Source organism: Pseudoduganella rhizocola (genome assembly GCF_045984285.3).
Taxonomy (GTDB): Bacteria; Pseudomonadota; Gammaproteobacteria; order Burkholderiales; family Burkholderiaceae_D; genus Rugamonas.
The window spans coordinates 13,435-26,217 of record NZ_JBJQIK030000011.1 but is presented as its reverse complement, the minus strand read 5'-3'; the positions used below and the strand labels follow the sequence as shown (position 1 = coordinate 26,217).

Genomic DNA, 12,783 nt, shown 5'->3' with positions numbered 1-12,783 from the left:
GTACCCTTAGAACTTCAGACCGGCTTCGCGCGCGGCTTCTGCCAGCGCCTTCACACGGCCGTGGTAACGGAAACCGGAGCGGTCGAAGGCGACTTCGGTGATGCCCGCTTTCAGTGCTTTTTCTGCGACGCGCTTGCCGACCAGTGCGGCAGCGGCGGCGTTGCCACCCTTGCCCGACTTGCCAGCCAGTTCGGCGCGCACTTCCGCTTCCACGGTCGAGGCCGAGACCAGTACTTTGGCGTCCGGGCTGATCAGGTTCGCGTAAATGTGCAGGTTGGTGCGGTGCACCGACAGGCGGTTCACTTTCAGTTGCGCGATCTTGATGCGGGTTTGACGTCCGCGGCGCAGACGAGATTCTTTTTTGTCCATCGTCAGCCCCTAATTACTTCTTCTTGGTTTCTTTAAGCTTGACCACTTCGTCCACATAGCGGACGCCCTTGCCCTTATAAGGCTCAGGGGAGCGGTAAGCACGCACTTCAGCAGCCACCTGGCCCACCTTCTGGCGATCGATACCACTGATCACGATTTCGGTCGGGGTCGGGGTTGCTACCTTGACGCCGGTTGGCATCGCGTGAACGACAGGGTGGGAGAAGCCCAGCGACAGGTTCAGCTTGTCGCCTGCGGCTTGCGCCTTGTAACCCACGCCGACCAGGGACAGCTTCTTCTCGAAGCCCTTGGTCACGCCGGTTACCATGTTGTTCACCAGCGCGCGCAGCGTGCCGGACATGGCGTTGGCTTCACGGCTGTCGTTGGCGACGTCGAAGGTCAGCGTGCCAGCATTGTTTTCTACTTTGACCAGGCCGTTCAGGCTCTGGCTCAGGGTGCCCAGCGGGCCCTTGACGGTGATCGCTTGCGCGGAGATGGCGACTTCGGCGCCAGCTGGCACAGCGATCGGCATTTTAGCTACTCGGGACATTGTCAATTACTCCTTAAGCTACGAAGCAGATGACTTCGCCACCGACGCCGGTAGCGCGCGCTTTGCGGTCGGTCATCACGCCTTGCGGGGTGGACACGATAGCAACGCCCAGGCCGTTCATCACGGTCGGGATTTCGCCTTTGCCTTTGTAGACACGCAGGCCCGGACGGGACACGCGCTCGAGGCGCTCGATGACCGGACGGCCAACGTAATATTTCAAACCGATCTTCAGTTCCGCTTTGCCCTCGGAGGTGGTCACAGCGAAATCTTCAATGTAACCCTCGTCCTTCAGGACGTTGGCAATCGCGACTTTGACTTTCGACGATGGCATGGCCACGGTCGTTTTTTGCACGCCCTGGGCGTTGCGAATGCGGGTCAGCATATCGGCGATAGGATCGCTCATACTCATTGCTTATTCTCCTATTACCAGCTGGCTTTGGTCATACCCGGGATCTCGCCACGCATGGCGAATTCACGGAGCTTGATACGGCCCAGACCGAATTTACGGAAGGTGCCGCGTGGACGGCCGGTCACGGCGCAGCGGTTACGCTGGCGGGTCGGCGCGGAATTGCGTGGCAGGGCCTGCAGTTTCAGGCGCGCTTCGTAACGCTCTTCTTCCGACTTGGACTGGTCATCAATGATGGCCTTCAGAGCGGCGCGCTTGGCGGCGAACTTCTCCACCAGGTCGGCACGCTTCTGTTCACGGTTAATCAGTGCGAGTTTTGCCATGATCGTTTAGTTCCTGAACGGGAATTTGAATGCGGCGAGCAGAGCTTTCGCTTCGTCGTCGGTCTTGGCGGTCGTGGTGATCGAGATGTTCATGCCACGCAGCGCGTCGATCTTGTCGTACTCGATTTCCGGGAAGATGATCTGCTCTTTCACGCCGATGTTGTAGTTGCCGCGGCCATCGAAGGAACGGCCGGACACGCCACGGAAGTCACGCACGCGCGGCAGGGCCACGGTGATGAAGCGGTCCAGGAATTCATACATGCGGGCGCCGCGCAGGGTCACCATGGTGCCGATCGGGTAGCCTTCGCGGATCTTGAAACCGGCGATTGCCTTGCGGGCCTTGGTCACCACAGGCTTCTGGCCGGCGATCTTGGTCAGGTCGCCCACAGCGTGCTCGATGATTTTCTTGTCAGCCACGGCTTCCGAGAGACCCATGTTCAGGGTGATCTTGGTCAGGCGCGGCACTTCCATTACCGATTTGTAGCCGAATTTCTCGGTCAGCTCGGTAACGACCTTGTCTTTGTACAGTTGTTGCAGACGGGCCATTTCTGATTACCCCTTCACTACTTCGCCGGAGGACTTGTACACGCGGACTTTCTTACCGTCCACGTCCTTGAAGCCCACGCGATCTGCCTTGCCGGTCGCAGCGTTGAACAGGGCAACGTTGGACACGTGAATCGGCATGGTCTTGTCAACGATGCCACCAGTAACGCCAGTCATCGGGTTAGGCTTGACGGCTTTCTTAGCCACGTTCACGCCTTCCACCACGACGTGCTCAGCGTCGACACGCTGTTGCACCACGCCGCGCTTGCCCTTGTCCTTGCCGGTCAGGACGATGACTTCGTCGTTTTTGCGAATCTTATCCATTACGACTCCTTACAGGACTTCCGGTGCCAGGGACACGATCTTCATGAACTTCTCAGTGCGCAGTTCGCGCGTCACTGGGCCAAAGATACGGGTACCGATCGGTTCCAGCTTGGAGTTCAGCAGAACGGCGGCATTGCCGTCGAACTTGACCAGGGAACCGTCCTGGCGGCGCACACCTTTAGCGGTACGCACAACCACGGCGTTATAAATTTCACCTTTTTTGACACGGCCGCGAGGCTGGGCCACCTTCACGGTGACCTTGATCACGTCGCCGATGCCAGCATAACGGCGCTTGGAACCGCCCAACACCTTGATGCACATGACTTCCTTGGCACCGGTGTTGTCGGCTACTTCGAGCCGGCTTTCAGTTTGAATCATAGTATTCTCTTTCCCAACTTAAGCCGAAGAATCCACACAATGCGGACATCGGTCAGTCTTGGTCCCGCCAGAGCGCACGATGCGCACTGATTGGGTGCTTGATCTTCATACAAGTACTGACCGCGAACCGCGCCAGTGGAATGACACTTAGCGGCGATACATGAACGAAGCCCGCAAGTATTACATAAAACCTGCGGGCCTGCAAGAACTAATTAAGTTGTGGCCGGGGCGTCGCCGCCCCGGCGTAGATCAACTTGCTTAGACGATTTGTGCGGCTTGCACCACACGGGTCACCGTCCACGCCTTCGTTTTGGAGATCGGACGGCCTTCCGCGATTTCCACGGTGTCGCCTTCCTTGACCTGGTTGGTCTCGTCGTGCGCGTGGTACTTGGCGGAACGGACAATGATCTTGCCGTACAGAGGGTGTTTCACGTGACGTTCGATCAGCACGGTAACGGTCTTGTCCATCTTGTCGGACACAACTTTACCGATCAGCGTACGCTTCAGCTTTACTTGCTCGGTCATTTTGCTTCCTTCGTGTTCATTACCGTTTTTACGCGTGCGATGTCGCGGCGTACCTTCTTGAGCTGCGAGGTGTTGCTCAGCTGCTGCGTCGCGGATTGCATACGCAGGCCGAACTGCGCCTTCAGCAGGTCGTTCAGCTCTTTCTGCAGAGCTGCCTGGTCTTTGCCGCGGAGTTCAGATGCTTTCATATTTCACTCCAATTATTGGCCAACCTGGCGCACCACGAAGGTGGTAGCCAGCGGCAGTTTGGCAGCAGCCAGGCGGAACGCTTCGCGCGCCAGTTCTTCGGCCACGCCGTCCATTTCGTACAGGACTTTGCCTGGACGGATTTCGGCAACGTAGTACTCCGGATTACCTTTACCGTTACCCATACGGACTTCGGCAGGCTTGTTGGAGATTGGCTTGTCCGGGAACACACGGATCCAGATACGGCCACCACGTTTGATGTGACGGGTCATCGCACGACGTGCGGACTCGATCTGGCGCGCGGTGATACGGCCGCGTGCCACGGCCTTCAGGCCGAACTCGCCGAACGACACCGAAGTGCCGGTGGTGTGCGAAATGCCGGTGTTACGGCCTTTCTGCTCTTTACGATATTTCCTGCGGCTTGGTTGCAGCATGATTATTCTCCTGCTTTCTCAGCAGCAGCCGGCTTGGCAGCGCGGCGGGCAGCTGGTGCGCCTGGTTTAGCGCCTGGACCTGGACGTGGGCGGCCAGCTGGCTTGCCGTCGTCGCGGCGTGGGCCGCGCGGCTTCTTCTCGTCAGCTGGGGTTTCGATGACTGGCGCTTCGCCGGTAGCGGAGCGGTCGCCCTTGTAAACCCAGACCTTGACGCCGATGATGCCGTAGGTGGTCGATGCTTCGGACGTGCCGTAGTCGATGTCCGCTTTCAGGGTGTGCAGTGGCACACGGCCTTCACGGTACCATTCGGTACGGGCGATCTCGATGCCGTTCAGACGGCCGGACGACATGATCTTGATGCCCAGGGCGCCCAGACGCATGGCGTTCTGCATCGCACGCTTCATCGCGCGGCGGAACATGATGCGCTTTTCCAGCTGCTGCGAGATGGAATCGGCGATCAGCTGCGAGTCGATTTCCGGCTTGCGGATTTCCTCGATATTGACGTGCACCGGCACGCCCATGATCTTGGTCAGGTCCGACTTCAGCACTTCGATGTCTTCGCCCTTCTTGCCGATCACAACGCCCGGACGGGAGCTGTACACGGTGAAGCGCGCGTTCTTCGCTGGACGCTCGATAACGATGCGGCCAACGGAGGCGTTCTTCAGCTTCTTCTTCAGGTAAGCGCGCGCCTTCAGGTCTTCGTTCAGCATCGAAGCGAAGTTGCCGTTGGTCGCGTACCAGCGCGAAGCCCAGTTACGGGTGACTGCCAGGCGGAAGCCGGTTGGATGAATTTTCTGTCCCATCGCGGCTCCTTAATTACCCACGGTCACATAAATGTGACAGGATTGTTTAGAGATACGGTCGCCACGGCCCTTTGCACGCGCGGTGAAGCGCTTCAGGATCGGGCCCTTTTCAACGTAGATCGTTTTCACGAACAGTTCGTCGATGTCGGCACCGTCGTTGTGCTCGGCGTTCGCAATAGCGGACTCCAGCACTTTCTTGACGATGAACGCGCCTTTTTTCGGGCTGAACTGCAGGATGTTCAGCGCGGCGTCAACCTTCTTGCCGCGGATCAGGTCAGCGATCAGGCGACCCTTTTGATCCGACAGGCGCACGCCTTTGAGGATAGCTTTGGTTTCCATTATTTCTTAGCCTTTTTGTCAGCAGCGTGGCCCTTGAAGGTACGGGTCAGCGCGAATTCGCCGAGCTTGTGACCAACCATGTTCTCGGACACATACACAGGCACGTGGACTTTGCCATTGTGCACAGCGATGGTCAGACCGATGAAGTCAGGCATGATCGTCGAACGACGGGACCAGGTTTTGATTGGCTTCTTGTCTTTCGACGCTTGCGCGGCTTCGACTTTCTTCACCAGGTGGGCGTCGCAGAACGGCCCTTTTTTCAATGAACGAGTCATGATTTATCCTTATTTCTTGCCGCGGCGCGAGACGATCATCGAAGAAGTGCGCTTGTTGCTGCGCGTCTTCTTGCCCTTGGTCTGCTGGCCCCATGGCGACACTGGATGACGACCAGCGGCGGTACGGCCTTCACCACCACCGTGCGGGTGGTCGATCGGGTTCATCACCACACCGCGGACGGTCGGGCGAACACCGCGCCAGCGCATGGCACCGGCTTTACCGATCTTGCGCAGGCTGTGTTCGGCATTGCCGACTTCACCCACGGTAGCGCGGCATTCGATGTGCACGCGGCGCACTTCGCCGGAGCGCAGACGCACCTGGGCGTAAGTGCCTTCGCGGGCCATCAGCACGACGGCGGCGCCGGCGGTACGGGCCATCTGGGCGCCCTTACCTGGCAGCATTTCCACGCAGTGGATCACGGTACCAACCGGGATGTTGCGGATCGGCAGGCAGTTACCGGCCTTGATCGGCGCTTCCGAACCGTTCAGCAGCGTGTCGCCGACAGCCATGCCTTTGGAGGCGATGATGTACTTGCGCTCGCCGTCGGCGTAGCACAGCAGGGCGATGTGCGCGGTGCGGTTCGGATCGTATTCGATGCGTTCCACTTTCGCAGGGATGCCGTCCTTGGTGCGCTTGAAGTCGATCAGGCGGTAGTGCTGCTTGTGACCACCACCGATGTGACGGGTGGTGATGTGGCCGTTGTTGTTACGGCCGGCGGTCTTCGATTTTTTCTCAACCAGGGCAGCGAACGGACGACCTTTGAACAGGTCGGAGTTCACCACCTTCACCATGCCGCGGCGGCCTGGCGAGGTTGGCTTCATCTTAACGAGTGCCATTATTTAGCCTCCTCGGAGAAATTGATTTCCTGGCCAGGCTTCAGGCACACGAAAGCGCGCTTGGTGTGGTTGCGGCGACCGATGAAACGGCCCGAACGCTTCACTTTACCTTCGCGGTTCACGGTCTGCACCGATTCCACTTCGACCTTGAACAGCAGTTCAACGGCGGCCTTGATTTCCGGCTTGGTCGCATCCGGTGCAACGCGGAACACGATCTGCTCGTTCTTTTCCGCGACCATGGTGGCCTTCTCGGAAATGACCGGCGCCAGCAGCACCTTCATCAGGCGCTCTTCGCTAATTTTGACGGCGCTCATGCCAGCAACTCCTCGATCTGTGCCAGTGCCGCTTTGGTAACCAGGATCTTCTTGTAGAAGACCAGCGACATTGGATCTGCGTGGCGCGGCTCGACAACCAGCACGTTCGGCAGGTTGCGGGAGGCCAGCTCCAGGTTTTCTTGAATGGTGTCGGTGATGATCAGCACGGAGTCCAGACCCATGCCGATCAGCTTTTGCGACAGCAGCTTGGTTTTTGGCGCTTCGATTGCCAGATCTTCGATCACGACCAGGCGCTCTTCACGAGCCAGCTGGGACAGGATCGAGCACAGGCCGGCGCGGTACATCTTCTTGTTCACTTTGTGGGTGAAGTTCTCGTCAGGCGAGTTCGGGAAGATGCGGCCACCGCCGCGCCACAGTGGCGACGACGACATACCGGCACGAGCACGGCCGGTGCCTTTTTGGCGCCATGGCTTCTTGGTCGTGTGGTGGACTTCTTCACGGTCTTTCTGCTTGCGGTTGCCGCTGCGGGCGTTCGCTGCATAAGCGACCACGACTTGGTGGATCAGCGCTTCGTTGTAGTCACGGCCGAAGACGGTGTCAGCGGCAGCCACGTTCGACGCGGCTTGACCTTGCGCGTTCAAGAGCTTGAGTTCCATCGATTAAGCTCCCTTCTTTGCTTTAACTTTAACGGCTGGGGACACAACCACCTGGCCGTTTTTCGCGCCTGGTACTGCACCTTTCACCAGCAGCAGTTGACGCTCGGCGTCAATGCGGGCGATTTCCAGGTTCTGGGTGGTGACGGTGACGTCGCCCATGTGACCGGTCATGCGCTTGCCTGGGAACACGCGGCCTGGATCCTGCGCCATACCGATGGAGCCTGGGACGTTGTGCGAACGGGAGTTACCGTGGGTAGCACGGCCCGACGAGAAGTTGTAACGCTTGATGGTACCGGCATAGCCTTTACCGATCGACACGCCCTGCACGTCGACTTTCTGGCCGACTTCGAACAGGGAAGCGGCAACCACTGCACCAGCTTTCAGTTCGGCGGCTTTAGCAGCGTCCACACGGAACTCTTTCAGCAGAGTACCGGCTTCAACACCAGCTTTAGCGTAGTGACCCGCAGCGGCTTTGTTCACGCGGGAAGCGCGACGTTGACCGAATGCGACCTGAACAGCGGAATAACCATCCGTTTCAGGAGTTTTGATTTGCGCAACACGGTTGTTCGATACGTCCAGCACGGTCACAGGGATCGAATCCCCGTCATCCGTGAAGATGCGCATCATACCAACCTTGCGACCGAGGAGGCCAAGGCTCATTTTTTCTCCATTCCCACCTACGATTGGGCGGGGCTTTGTTTAACTACAAAAGAAGCATGGACCAATAAAAAGACGAATCCATACCGAAGCCGGCTAGTTTAGCGTGAAAAGACCCTTGACGCAACAAGTATGTTGGGGGTATGTCGACTATTTCGGACGACGCCGCAAGATGGGATGATGGTTGATTTGCATCAAATTAATCACTTTAATCAATTTGATTCAAACCTCCCCTTCACGTATATTGAACTGGGATAAAGGAGAGCGTGATGAGCACAGCGAATTTCCCCACGATGAGCGCGCGGGATGCCAAAACCCGCTTCGGCGAATTGCTTGATGCGGCGCTAGGCCGCCCGGTGGGCATTACCAAACATGACCGCCTCACGGCGTTTATGGTGTCCAAACGCGACTTCGAGGCAATGCTGGCCCACATCGAGCTTCTGCAGGACAAACTGTTGCTCGCCGAGGCCGAGCTGGCGCGTCGTGAGGGTTTTGCCGGGGACGACCGGGTTGCGGCGTTTATTGCCGACTTCACGGAGGACAAGAGCCATGCTGAAGCTGGCGATTACCCACGCGGCATATAAGGTCCTGGCCGATCTCCAGGCCAAACAATACAAACAGATTGGCGGGGCGATCTTCAGGCTCCTCAAAGAAGGCCATCCACATGACAGCAAAGCGTTGCGCGGCGCCCGGCATGACGAGCGCCGGGTTGACTGTGGCGAATATCGCATCGTCTACGCGATTCATGGCGATATTGTTGAAATCCTCGTCATCGGAAAACGCAATGATGACGAGGTCTACCGGGCGTGGCAGCGTACTAGCTGAGTGCTACAGCGGTGGGGCGAGCTGGAGCCAGGTGAGGCGCCAGGTGCCGTCGCGGCGGCCGCCGGCTTCGTAGTAGGGGACGAAGATCAGGTCGGGGCGCGAGGCCAGTTTCAGGCGGATGGCGGGGCCGCTGGCGTCCTGCGGCAGCGCCTCGGGGGCCATTGCCAATTGTTCGCCGTCGGCCAGGATGACCGTTTCCTCGGTTTTGAAGCCGTCGATCAGGCCGGTGGCATAGACCAGCGGGCCGCGTGTGATGGCGGCGTATTCGTAGCGCATCACCTGCTGGGCTACGGGCGAGCCGTCCGGGGCCAGCGATTCCTGGGTGTTCTGGCTCAGCTTGCGGTGCAGCGTCGGCGCCATCGGCAGCGACAGCTCCACCACGTCGCCCGCCTGCCACTCGCGCTCGATGCGCAGATAGCTGCCGGGCTGCGCCGCCGTCTCGCCCGCGCCGGTCTTGGCACCATCCGCGCCCGTGCCGGCGCCATTCACCGCCGCCGCGGCGCCGTGCGCCCACGCCGGGATACGCAGCGCCAGCGTAAAGCGCCCTGCCCGCTCGGGCTGGATTTCGATGCGTACGCTGCCATCCGCTGGATACGCCGTCTGCTGCACCAGGCGCACGGCGCCTGCCGCCGCGGTGGCCAGCATCGCCTCGCCGGGGCCGTACAGGTTGACGGCGATTTCGTCGGCGCCGCGCAGCGTGTAGGCCACGCCCGGCAGTTCCTCGATCGCCATCGAGCCGCTGGATTTGCAGCAGCGCCAGTAAGTCGTGTACACCCGCTTCCCGTTGGGGAAGATGTAATAGCACCAGTCCTCGCCGTTCGGGGCCTGCGCAGCCAGCAGGTCGTTATAGGCCGAGCGCTCGATCTCTTCGGCGAATTGCGCCTCGCCGGTGATGGCGAGCAGTTCGCGGTTCATCTGCATCCACGCCAGCGTGGAACAGGTCTCGATATAGCCGTATGGCGAGAAGGCGCCATGGTGGTTGAACACCTCGCGCGAACGGTGCGCGACGCCGCCCCATGGCCCGCCGCCCAGCGACAGGTGGTACTCGCGCACGCTGTGCCACACATTGCGCACGGCCTGCAGGTACTGCGGCTTGCCGGTGGCGCGGTGCAACTTGGCCATGCCCACCATATTCCAGCACAGCTGGTAGGCCTTGCCGGTGGCGATTTCCGCTGCGTCCACGCCATTGACGGCCTGTGTCAGCAGATTGAGTTCAACACGCGCGTCGGCCTGCTGCACGATCAGTTCCGCCAGCTGCAGGTAGCGCGGCTCGCCGGTGCGCAGATAGAGCTCGGCCGCCGGATCGAGCAGGCAAGTGGCCGACATGCCGTGGTGGTTGCCCAGCTCCGTGATGTCGATATCGCCGCGCGTCAGCGTGGCGAAGCACAGGTCGCCGATCTTGCGCGCCGCCTCCAGATGGCGCGCATGGCCGAAGAACTTGTGCACTTCCAGCAGGCCGATGATCAGGTAGCTGTGGGTCCAGATGTCCCAGGTGCGCTTGCCGGGAGCGCCGTCCCAGGTGCGCGGGCCACGCGCCTGCTTCTGCATGAAGCGGCGTTCCGGCGCATAGGTGCCGAGGTAGCCGTCCGCTTCCTGTTCGGAGGCGAGGAAATCCGCAACCTGCAGCACATGCTGCGCCAGCACCGGATCGGCGCTGCGGTTGGCGGCGCGGGCGGCTGCGTACAGCCATTTTCCCGCGTGCTCGCCGTACCAGTCCCCTTCATGATTGCAGCACTTGTGGGCCGCGCCGAACAGCGCGATGGCGGGGCTGTGCCGGTCTTCGATGAAATGCGACAGGCGGCCGCGCCGGTTGGCATCGAGCGCCTCGCCCAGCAGGCCGGAAAGCTTGACCTGGGAAGGCGCGGGGAACATGGTAACGGCGTTGTCCATATCAGGCTGCGTCCACCACGCAACGGAAGCCGAGCATGCCGGAGCGGTCCTTGGCAGGCGCCATCAGCAGGTATTTGCCGTGCTGGTCGAGGCGGTGCGCCTGCGGGAAGTACCAGTGCGAGGTCTGCGGATGGTAGGAGCTGCCGCCGCGCAGGGCTGCGGCGCGGGTGTGCTCGTCCTCGAACTCGCTGGTCCACTGCCACACGTTGCCGACCAGGTCCAGCACGCCGAAGGGGCTGGCGCCGTCAGGGTGGGCATCCACATCGTCCGGCGGCAGCAGTTCGCGGCCGGTATTCTTCGCCGGCACACGGCTGTCGTCCCACTTGTCGCCCCATGGATAGAGGCGGCCGTCCGTACCCTGCGCCGCATACTGCCATTCCCATTCATGCGGGAGGCGCTTGCCGGCCCATGCCGCGTAGGCGCGCGCATCTTCCAGGCTCACCCAGGTAACAGGCTTGTTTTCCCAGCCCTTGCGCGGGGCGCCGTTCTCCCAGTCCTTCAGGAAGTTGTGCGCATCGCGCGGCGCGTAGCCGGTATCGTCGATGAACTTCTTGAACTGCGCGTTGGTGACGTTGTGCTTGTCCATGTAGAAGGGCTTCATCTCCATGCGGCGGCGGTGCGCGCGGCGCGCGATGCTCTCCCATGGGTACTGGAAGTCCATGCCGGCCCAGGTATAGCCTTCCACCTCGATGCCGGTGACAACGAAATCGAAAGTGCCCGCAGGGATGGCAACCATGCCTTCCGGTGCGCTGGCCGCGGCCCTGGTCGGCGCGATATCGATCATCTTCTGCGGCAGCGCTTTCCAGGCGCCGGAGAAGCTGCGCAGCGGCGCGGCTGCCATCTCCGCCATCTTGAGCAGGAAGGCGTCCAGGCCGGGCACGATGGCGCCCTTGTCCACGCCAACGATGGCGCCGAAGCCTTTCACTTCCAGCGTCAGGTCGAAGCTCGCAGTTGCGGCTTCGCCCGTGCCCTGGATACGCGGCGTGACCGGCACGCCGTTCCATACGTCGTAATAGGCGCGGCCTTCGGTGTGCGGCACGATCAGCTGCTCGCCGTTCACTTCATACTCGTTGCGGTTAACGATGGTCCACAGCGTGACGCCGTTGGCCGGGAAGCGGCTGGCGAACACGTTCTGCTGCAGCGCCGTCACATACGGCTCCCAGCCCGGGCTCACCAGCTGCTCGGGGAACTTGCGGTAGATGGTGGAGATGCGGCGCAGCGCTTCGCCATCGCGCTCGGTGAACTGGTTCCAGATGCCCCACACGTTTTCCCAGGCGGTATAGCCCACGCCGTTGAAGAACATGTAGTGGAAGTCATCGGTGCGGTCGCGGCACCAGCGGTTTTCCAGGTTGACCATATGGCGCGACTCCAGCCACTTCACCTTGCTCACGGCAGGAATGATTTCGGTGGAGGCCTTGCCCCAGGTCTGCTGGTTCCACTGCAGCGCTTCGTCGGCCGTCAGCGAGCCTTCCGGCTGGAAGATCAGCGGCTGCTTCGCCTTGTCGGCGCAGTCCGCGTACACGCGCGGCACGCCGTTGTAGGTGTCGCCGTTCACGCCGTCCGCATTCAGCTTCACGGCCAGGTCGGTGACGGCCTCCCAGTCTTCCTTGCCTTCCGGATGGGTGCCGTTATCCCATGGCATGGTGGGCAGGAAGACGCGCACGCCGCGCTTCTGGAAGGCCTGCACGGCCTTCTTCAGGCCTTCCAGGCCGCCCGGCATATCGCTGGCCAGCATGGTCTGGTTGCGGTTGTCGATGCCGATGTTCGGATACACGTACCAGATCAGCACACTGTCGATGCCGCCGAAACGCGCCTCCAGGTCGTCCAGGTAGCGGTCCACCGTGTACTCGTTCTTCACCGGGTCGAAGAAGTAGCGGTCTTCCACCATCATCTGCGTGTGCACGAAATTGCGCTGCGACCAGGCCAGGTCTTCGCGGTCATAGCGCGAACCGTCGTAGCCCGCGCGGATCTTGTGCTCATGGCGCCAGATCGTCAGTTCCTTGCGCCAGCTGTCGGCGTAGTTGTTGACGTCGATCTTCCACTTCCCGATATTGATGTAGGGCCAGTCAGGCGCCTTGCCCGGCGTTGGCAGGTGGGCCGGCAGCGTGTGCGGCAGCGGGGTGTCCCAGTGCTTCGGCTCTTTTGCAGGCACGGTGCGGGTATCGTAGGTGGGTGGGCGCTTGCTGGTCAT

At 60.8% G+C, this 12,783-nt stretch carries 21 protein-coding genes; 2 read left to right on the top strand and 19 right to left on the bottom strand.

Translation table 11 applies throughout. The features are described 5' to 3' along the window. Positions 1–6: 6 nt before the first annotated feature. The 17 genes from rplR to rplC all read right to left on the bottom strand — a co-directional run bounded on the left by rplR (position 7) and on the right by rplC (position 7,880). Positions 7–369 carry a 50S ribosomal protein L18 gene (rplR, locus tag ACJRPG_RS20765; protein WP_107144084.1) on the bottom strand — a complete coding sequence of 121 codons (363 nt, stop codon included), beginning with the start codon at positions 367–369 and terminating at the stop codon, positions 7–9. Positions 370–382: 13 nt separating this feature from the next. After that, entirely contained in the window at positions 383–916 is a 534-nt protein-coding gene (rplF, locus tag ACJRPG_RS20760; protein ID WP_050409756.1) for a 50S ribosomal protein L6, read from the bottom strand. A 13-nt stretch (positions 917–929) separates the two neighbouring features. Beyond that, the gene (gene rpsH, locus ACJRPG_RS20755; RefSeq protein WP_408002010.1) at positions 930–1,325 is read right to left on the bottom strand and encodes a 30S ribosomal protein S8; all 396 of its coding nucleotides are present in this window, start codon (positions 1,323–1,325) and stop codon (positions 930–932) included. 14 nt (positions 1,326–1,339) lie between these two features. Further along, positions 1,340–1,645 (bottom strand): 30S ribosomal protein S14, encoded by a 306-nt coding sequence (gene rpsN, locus ACJRPG_RS20750; protein WP_231767626.1) that lies wholly within the window; start codon positions 1,643–1,645, stop codon positions 1,340–1,342. 6 nt (positions 1,646–1,651) lie between these two features. Further along, positions 1,652–2,191: a 50S ribosomal protein L5 gene (gene rplE / locus ACJRPG_RS20745; RefSeq protein ID WP_231767625.1), complete on the bottom strand. Its 540-nt coding sequence runs from the start codon at positions 2,189–2,191 to the stop codon at positions 1,652–1,654. A gap of 6 nt (positions 2,192–2,197) precedes the next feature. After that, positions 2,198–2,512 carry a 50S ribosomal protein L24 gene (gene rplX / locus ACJRPG_RS20740; RefSeq protein ID WP_231767624.1) on the bottom strand — a complete coding sequence of 105 codons (315 nt, stop codon included), beginning with the start codon at positions 2,510–2,512 and terminating at the stop codon, positions 2,198–2,200. Between the two features lie 9 nt (positions 2,513–2,521). Further along, the gene (rplN, locus tag ACJRPG_RS20735) at positions 2,522–2,890 is read right to left on the bottom strand and encodes a 50S ribosomal protein L14 (protein ID WP_107144090.1); all 369 of its coding nucleotides are present in this window, start codon (positions 2,888–2,890) and stop codon (positions 2,522–2,524) included. A 258-nt stretch (positions 2,891–3,148) separates the two neighbouring features. Further along, on the bottom strand, positions 3,149–3,415 hold the full coding sequence (rpsQ, locus tag ACJRPG_RS20730) for a 30S ribosomal protein S17 (RefSeq protein ID WP_408002009.1): 267 nt from the start codon (positions 3,413–3,415) through the stop codon (positions 3,149–3,151). Beyond that, positions 3,412–3,603, bottom strand: coding sequence for a 50S ribosomal protein L29 (gene rpmC, locus ACJRPG_RS20725; protein ID WP_107144092.1), 192 nt, complete (start codon positions 3,601–3,603; stop codon positions 3,412–3,414). The genes rpsQ and rpmC overlap by 4 nt, the downstream gene beginning before the upstream one ends. Positions 3,604–3,615: 12 nt before the next feature. Continuing rightward, complete coding sequence (rplP, locus tag ACJRPG_RS20720; protein ID WP_231767621.1) at positions 3,616–4,035, bottom strand: 50S ribosomal protein L16; 420 nt, start codon at positions 4,033–4,035, stop codon at positions 3,616–3,618. A gap of 2 nt (positions 4,036–4,037) precedes the next feature. Continuing rightward, positions 4,038–4,838 carry a 30S ribosomal protein S3 gene (gene rpsC, locus ACJRPG_RS20715; protein ID WP_231767620.1) on the bottom strand — a complete coding sequence of 267 codons (801 nt, stop codon included), beginning with the start codon at positions 4,836–4,838 and terminating at the stop codon, positions 4,038–4,040. A gap of 9 nt (positions 4,839–4,847) precedes the next feature. Next, positions 4,848–5,180 carry a 50S ribosomal protein L22 gene (rplV, locus tag ACJRPG_RS20710; RefSeq protein WP_207232949.1) on the bottom strand — a complete coding sequence of 111 codons (333 nt, stop codon included), beginning with the start codon at positions 5,178–5,180 and terminating at the stop codon, positions 4,848–4,850. Then, positions 5,177–5,452, bottom strand: a complete 276-nt coding sequence (gene rpsS / locus ACJRPG_RS20705) for a 30S ribosomal protein S19 (protein WP_130315950.1) — start codon at positions 5,450–5,452, stop codon at positions 5,177–5,179. Before rpsS ends, rplV begins: the two co-directional genes overlap by 4 nt. Positions 5,453–5,461: 9 nt before the next feature. After that, positions 5,462–6,289, bottom strand: a complete 828-nt coding sequence (gene rplB, locus ACJRPG_RS20700; protein WP_408002008.1) for a 50S ribosomal protein L2 — start codon at positions 6,287–6,289, stop codon at positions 5,462–5,464. Beyond that, positions 6,289–6,603, bottom strand: a complete 315-nt coding sequence (gene rplW / locus ACJRPG_RS20695; protein WP_408002007.1) for a 50S ribosomal protein L23 — start codon at positions 6,601–6,603, stop codon at positions 6,289–6,291. Before rplW ends, rplB begins: the two co-directional genes overlap by 1 nt. Next, positions 6,600–7,220: a 50S ribosomal protein L4 gene (gene rplD, locus ACJRPG_RS20690; RefSeq protein ID WP_408002006.1), complete on the bottom strand. Its 621-nt coding sequence runs from the start codon at positions 7,218–7,220 to the stop codon at positions 6,600–6,602. The genes rplW and rplD overlap by 4 nt, the downstream gene beginning before the upstream one ends. Before the next feature lie 3 nt (positions 7,221–7,223). Continuing rightward, a complete protein-coding gene (gene rplC, locus ACJRPG_RS20685; protein WP_231767616.1) occupies positions 7,224–7,880 on the bottom strand; it encodes a 50S ribosomal protein L3 in 657 nt (218 codons plus the stop codon). 266 nt (positions 7,881–8,146) lie between these two features. On the opposite strand from rplC, the gene ACJRPG_RS20680 reads away from it, so the two are divergent. Continuing rightward, the gene (locus tag ACJRPG_RS20680) at positions 8,147–8,461 is read left to right on the top strand and encodes a type II toxin-antitoxin system Phd/YefM family antitoxin (protein WP_408002005.1); all 315 of its coding nucleotides are present in this window, start codon (positions 8,147–8,149) and stop codon (positions 8,459–8,461) included. Continuing rightward, positions 8,427–8,702, top strand: coding sequence for a type II toxin-antitoxin system RelE family toxin (locus ACJRPG_RS20675; protein WP_408002004.1), 276 nt, complete (start codon positions 8,427–8,429; stop codon positions 8,700–8,702). Before ACJRPG_RS20680 ends, ACJRPG_RS20675 begins: the two co-directional genes overlap by 35 nt. Positions 8,703–8,705: 3 nt before the next feature. On the opposite strand, the gene ACJRPG_RS20670 is transcribed toward ACJRPG_RS20675, so the two are convergent. Then, positions 8,706–10,592, bottom strand: a complete 1,887-nt coding sequence (locus ACJRPG_RS20670; RefSeq protein ID WP_408002003.1) for a glycoside hydrolase family 127 protein — start codon at positions 10,590–10,592, stop codon at positions 8,706–8,708. A gap of 1 nt (position 10,593) precedes the next feature. Next, positions 10,594–12,783, bottom strand: a complete 2,190-nt coding sequence (locus ACJRPG_RS20665; protein ID WP_408002002.1) for a formylglycine-generating enzyme family protein — start codon at positions 12,781–12,783, stop codon at positions 10,594–10,596.

Excerpts from the sequence above, each read along its gene's own strand:
- rplR (WP_107144084.1), bottom strand. The coding sequence starts at position 369 with ATGGACAAAAAAGAATCTCGTCTGCGCCGCGGACGTCAAACCCGCATC.
- rplF (WP_050409756.1), bottom strand. The coding sequence starts at position 916 with ATGTCCCGAGTAGCTAAAATGCCGATCGCTGTGCCAGCTGGCGCCGAA.
- rpsH (WP_408002010.1), bottom strand. The coding sequence starts at position 1,325 with ATGAGTATGAGCGATCCTATCGCCGATATGCTGACCCGCATTCGCAAC.
- rpsN (WP_231767626.1), bottom strand. The coding sequence starts at position 1,645 with ATGGCAAAACTCGCACTGATTAACCGTGAACAGAAGCGTGCCGACCTG.
- rplE (WP_231767625.1), bottom strand. The coding sequence starts at position 2,191 with ATGGCCCGTCTGCAACAACTGTACAAAGACAAGGTCGTTACCGAGCTG.
- rplX (WP_231767624.1), bottom strand. The coding sequence starts at position 2,512 with ATGGATAAGATTCGCAAAAACGACGAAGTCATCGTCCTGACCGGCAAG.
- rplN (WP_107144090.1), bottom strand. The coding sequence starts at position 2,890 with ATGATTCAAACTGAAAGCCGGCTCGAAGTAGCCGACAACACCGGTGCC.
- rpsQ (WP_408002009.1), bottom strand. The coding sequence starts at position 3,415 with ATGACCGAGCAAGTAAAGCTGAAGCGTACGCTGATCGGTAAAGTTGTG.
- rpmC (WP_107144092.1), bottom strand. The coding sequence starts at position 3,603 with ATGAAAGCATCTGAACTCCGCGGCAAAGACCAGGCAGCTCTGCAGAAA.
- rplP (WP_231767621.1), bottom strand. The coding sequence starts at position 4,035 with ATGCTGCAACCAAGCCGCAGGAAATATCGTAAAGAGCAGAAAGGCCGT.
- rpsC (WP_231767620.1), bottom strand. The coding sequence starts at position 4,838 with ATGGGACAGAAAATTCATCCAACCGGCTTCCGCCTGGCAGTCACCCGT.
- rpsS (WP_130315950.1), bottom strand. The coding sequence starts at position 5,452 with ATGACTCGTTCATTGAAAAAAGGGCCGTTCTGCGACGCCCACCTGGTG.
- rplB (WP_408002008.1), bottom strand. The coding sequence starts at position 6,289 with ATGGCACTCGTTAAGATGAAGCCAACCTCGCCAGGCCGCCGCGGCATG.
- rplW (WP_408002007.1), bottom strand. The coding sequence starts at position 6,603 with ATGAGCGCCGTCAAAATTAGCGAAGAGCGCCTGATGAAGGTGCTGCTG.
- rplD (WP_408002006.1), bottom strand. The coding sequence starts at position 7,220 with ATGGAACTCAAGCTCTTGAACGCGCAAGGTCAAGCCGCGTCGAACGTG.
- rplC (WP_231767616.1), bottom strand. The coding sequence starts at position 7,880 with ATGAGCCTTGGCCTCCTCGGTCGCAAGGTTGGTATGATGCGCATCTTC.
- ACJRPG_RS20680 (WP_408002005.1), top strand. The coding sequence starts at position 8,147 with ATGAGCACAGCGAATTTCCCCACGATGAGCGCGCGGGATGCCAAAACC.
- ACJRPG_RS20675 (WP_408002004.1), top strand. The coding sequence starts at position 8,427 with ATGCTGAAGCTGGCGATTACCCACGCGGCATATAAGGTCCTGGCCGAT.
- ACJRPG_RS20670 (WP_408002003.1), bottom strand. The coding sequence starts at position 10,592 with ATGGACAACGCCGTTACCATGTTCCCCGCGCCTTCCCAGGTCAAGCTT.
- ACJRPG_RS20665 (WP_408002002.1), bottom strand. The coding sequence starts at position 12,783 with ATGACCAGCAAGCGCCCACCCACCTACGATACCCGCACCGTGCCTGCA.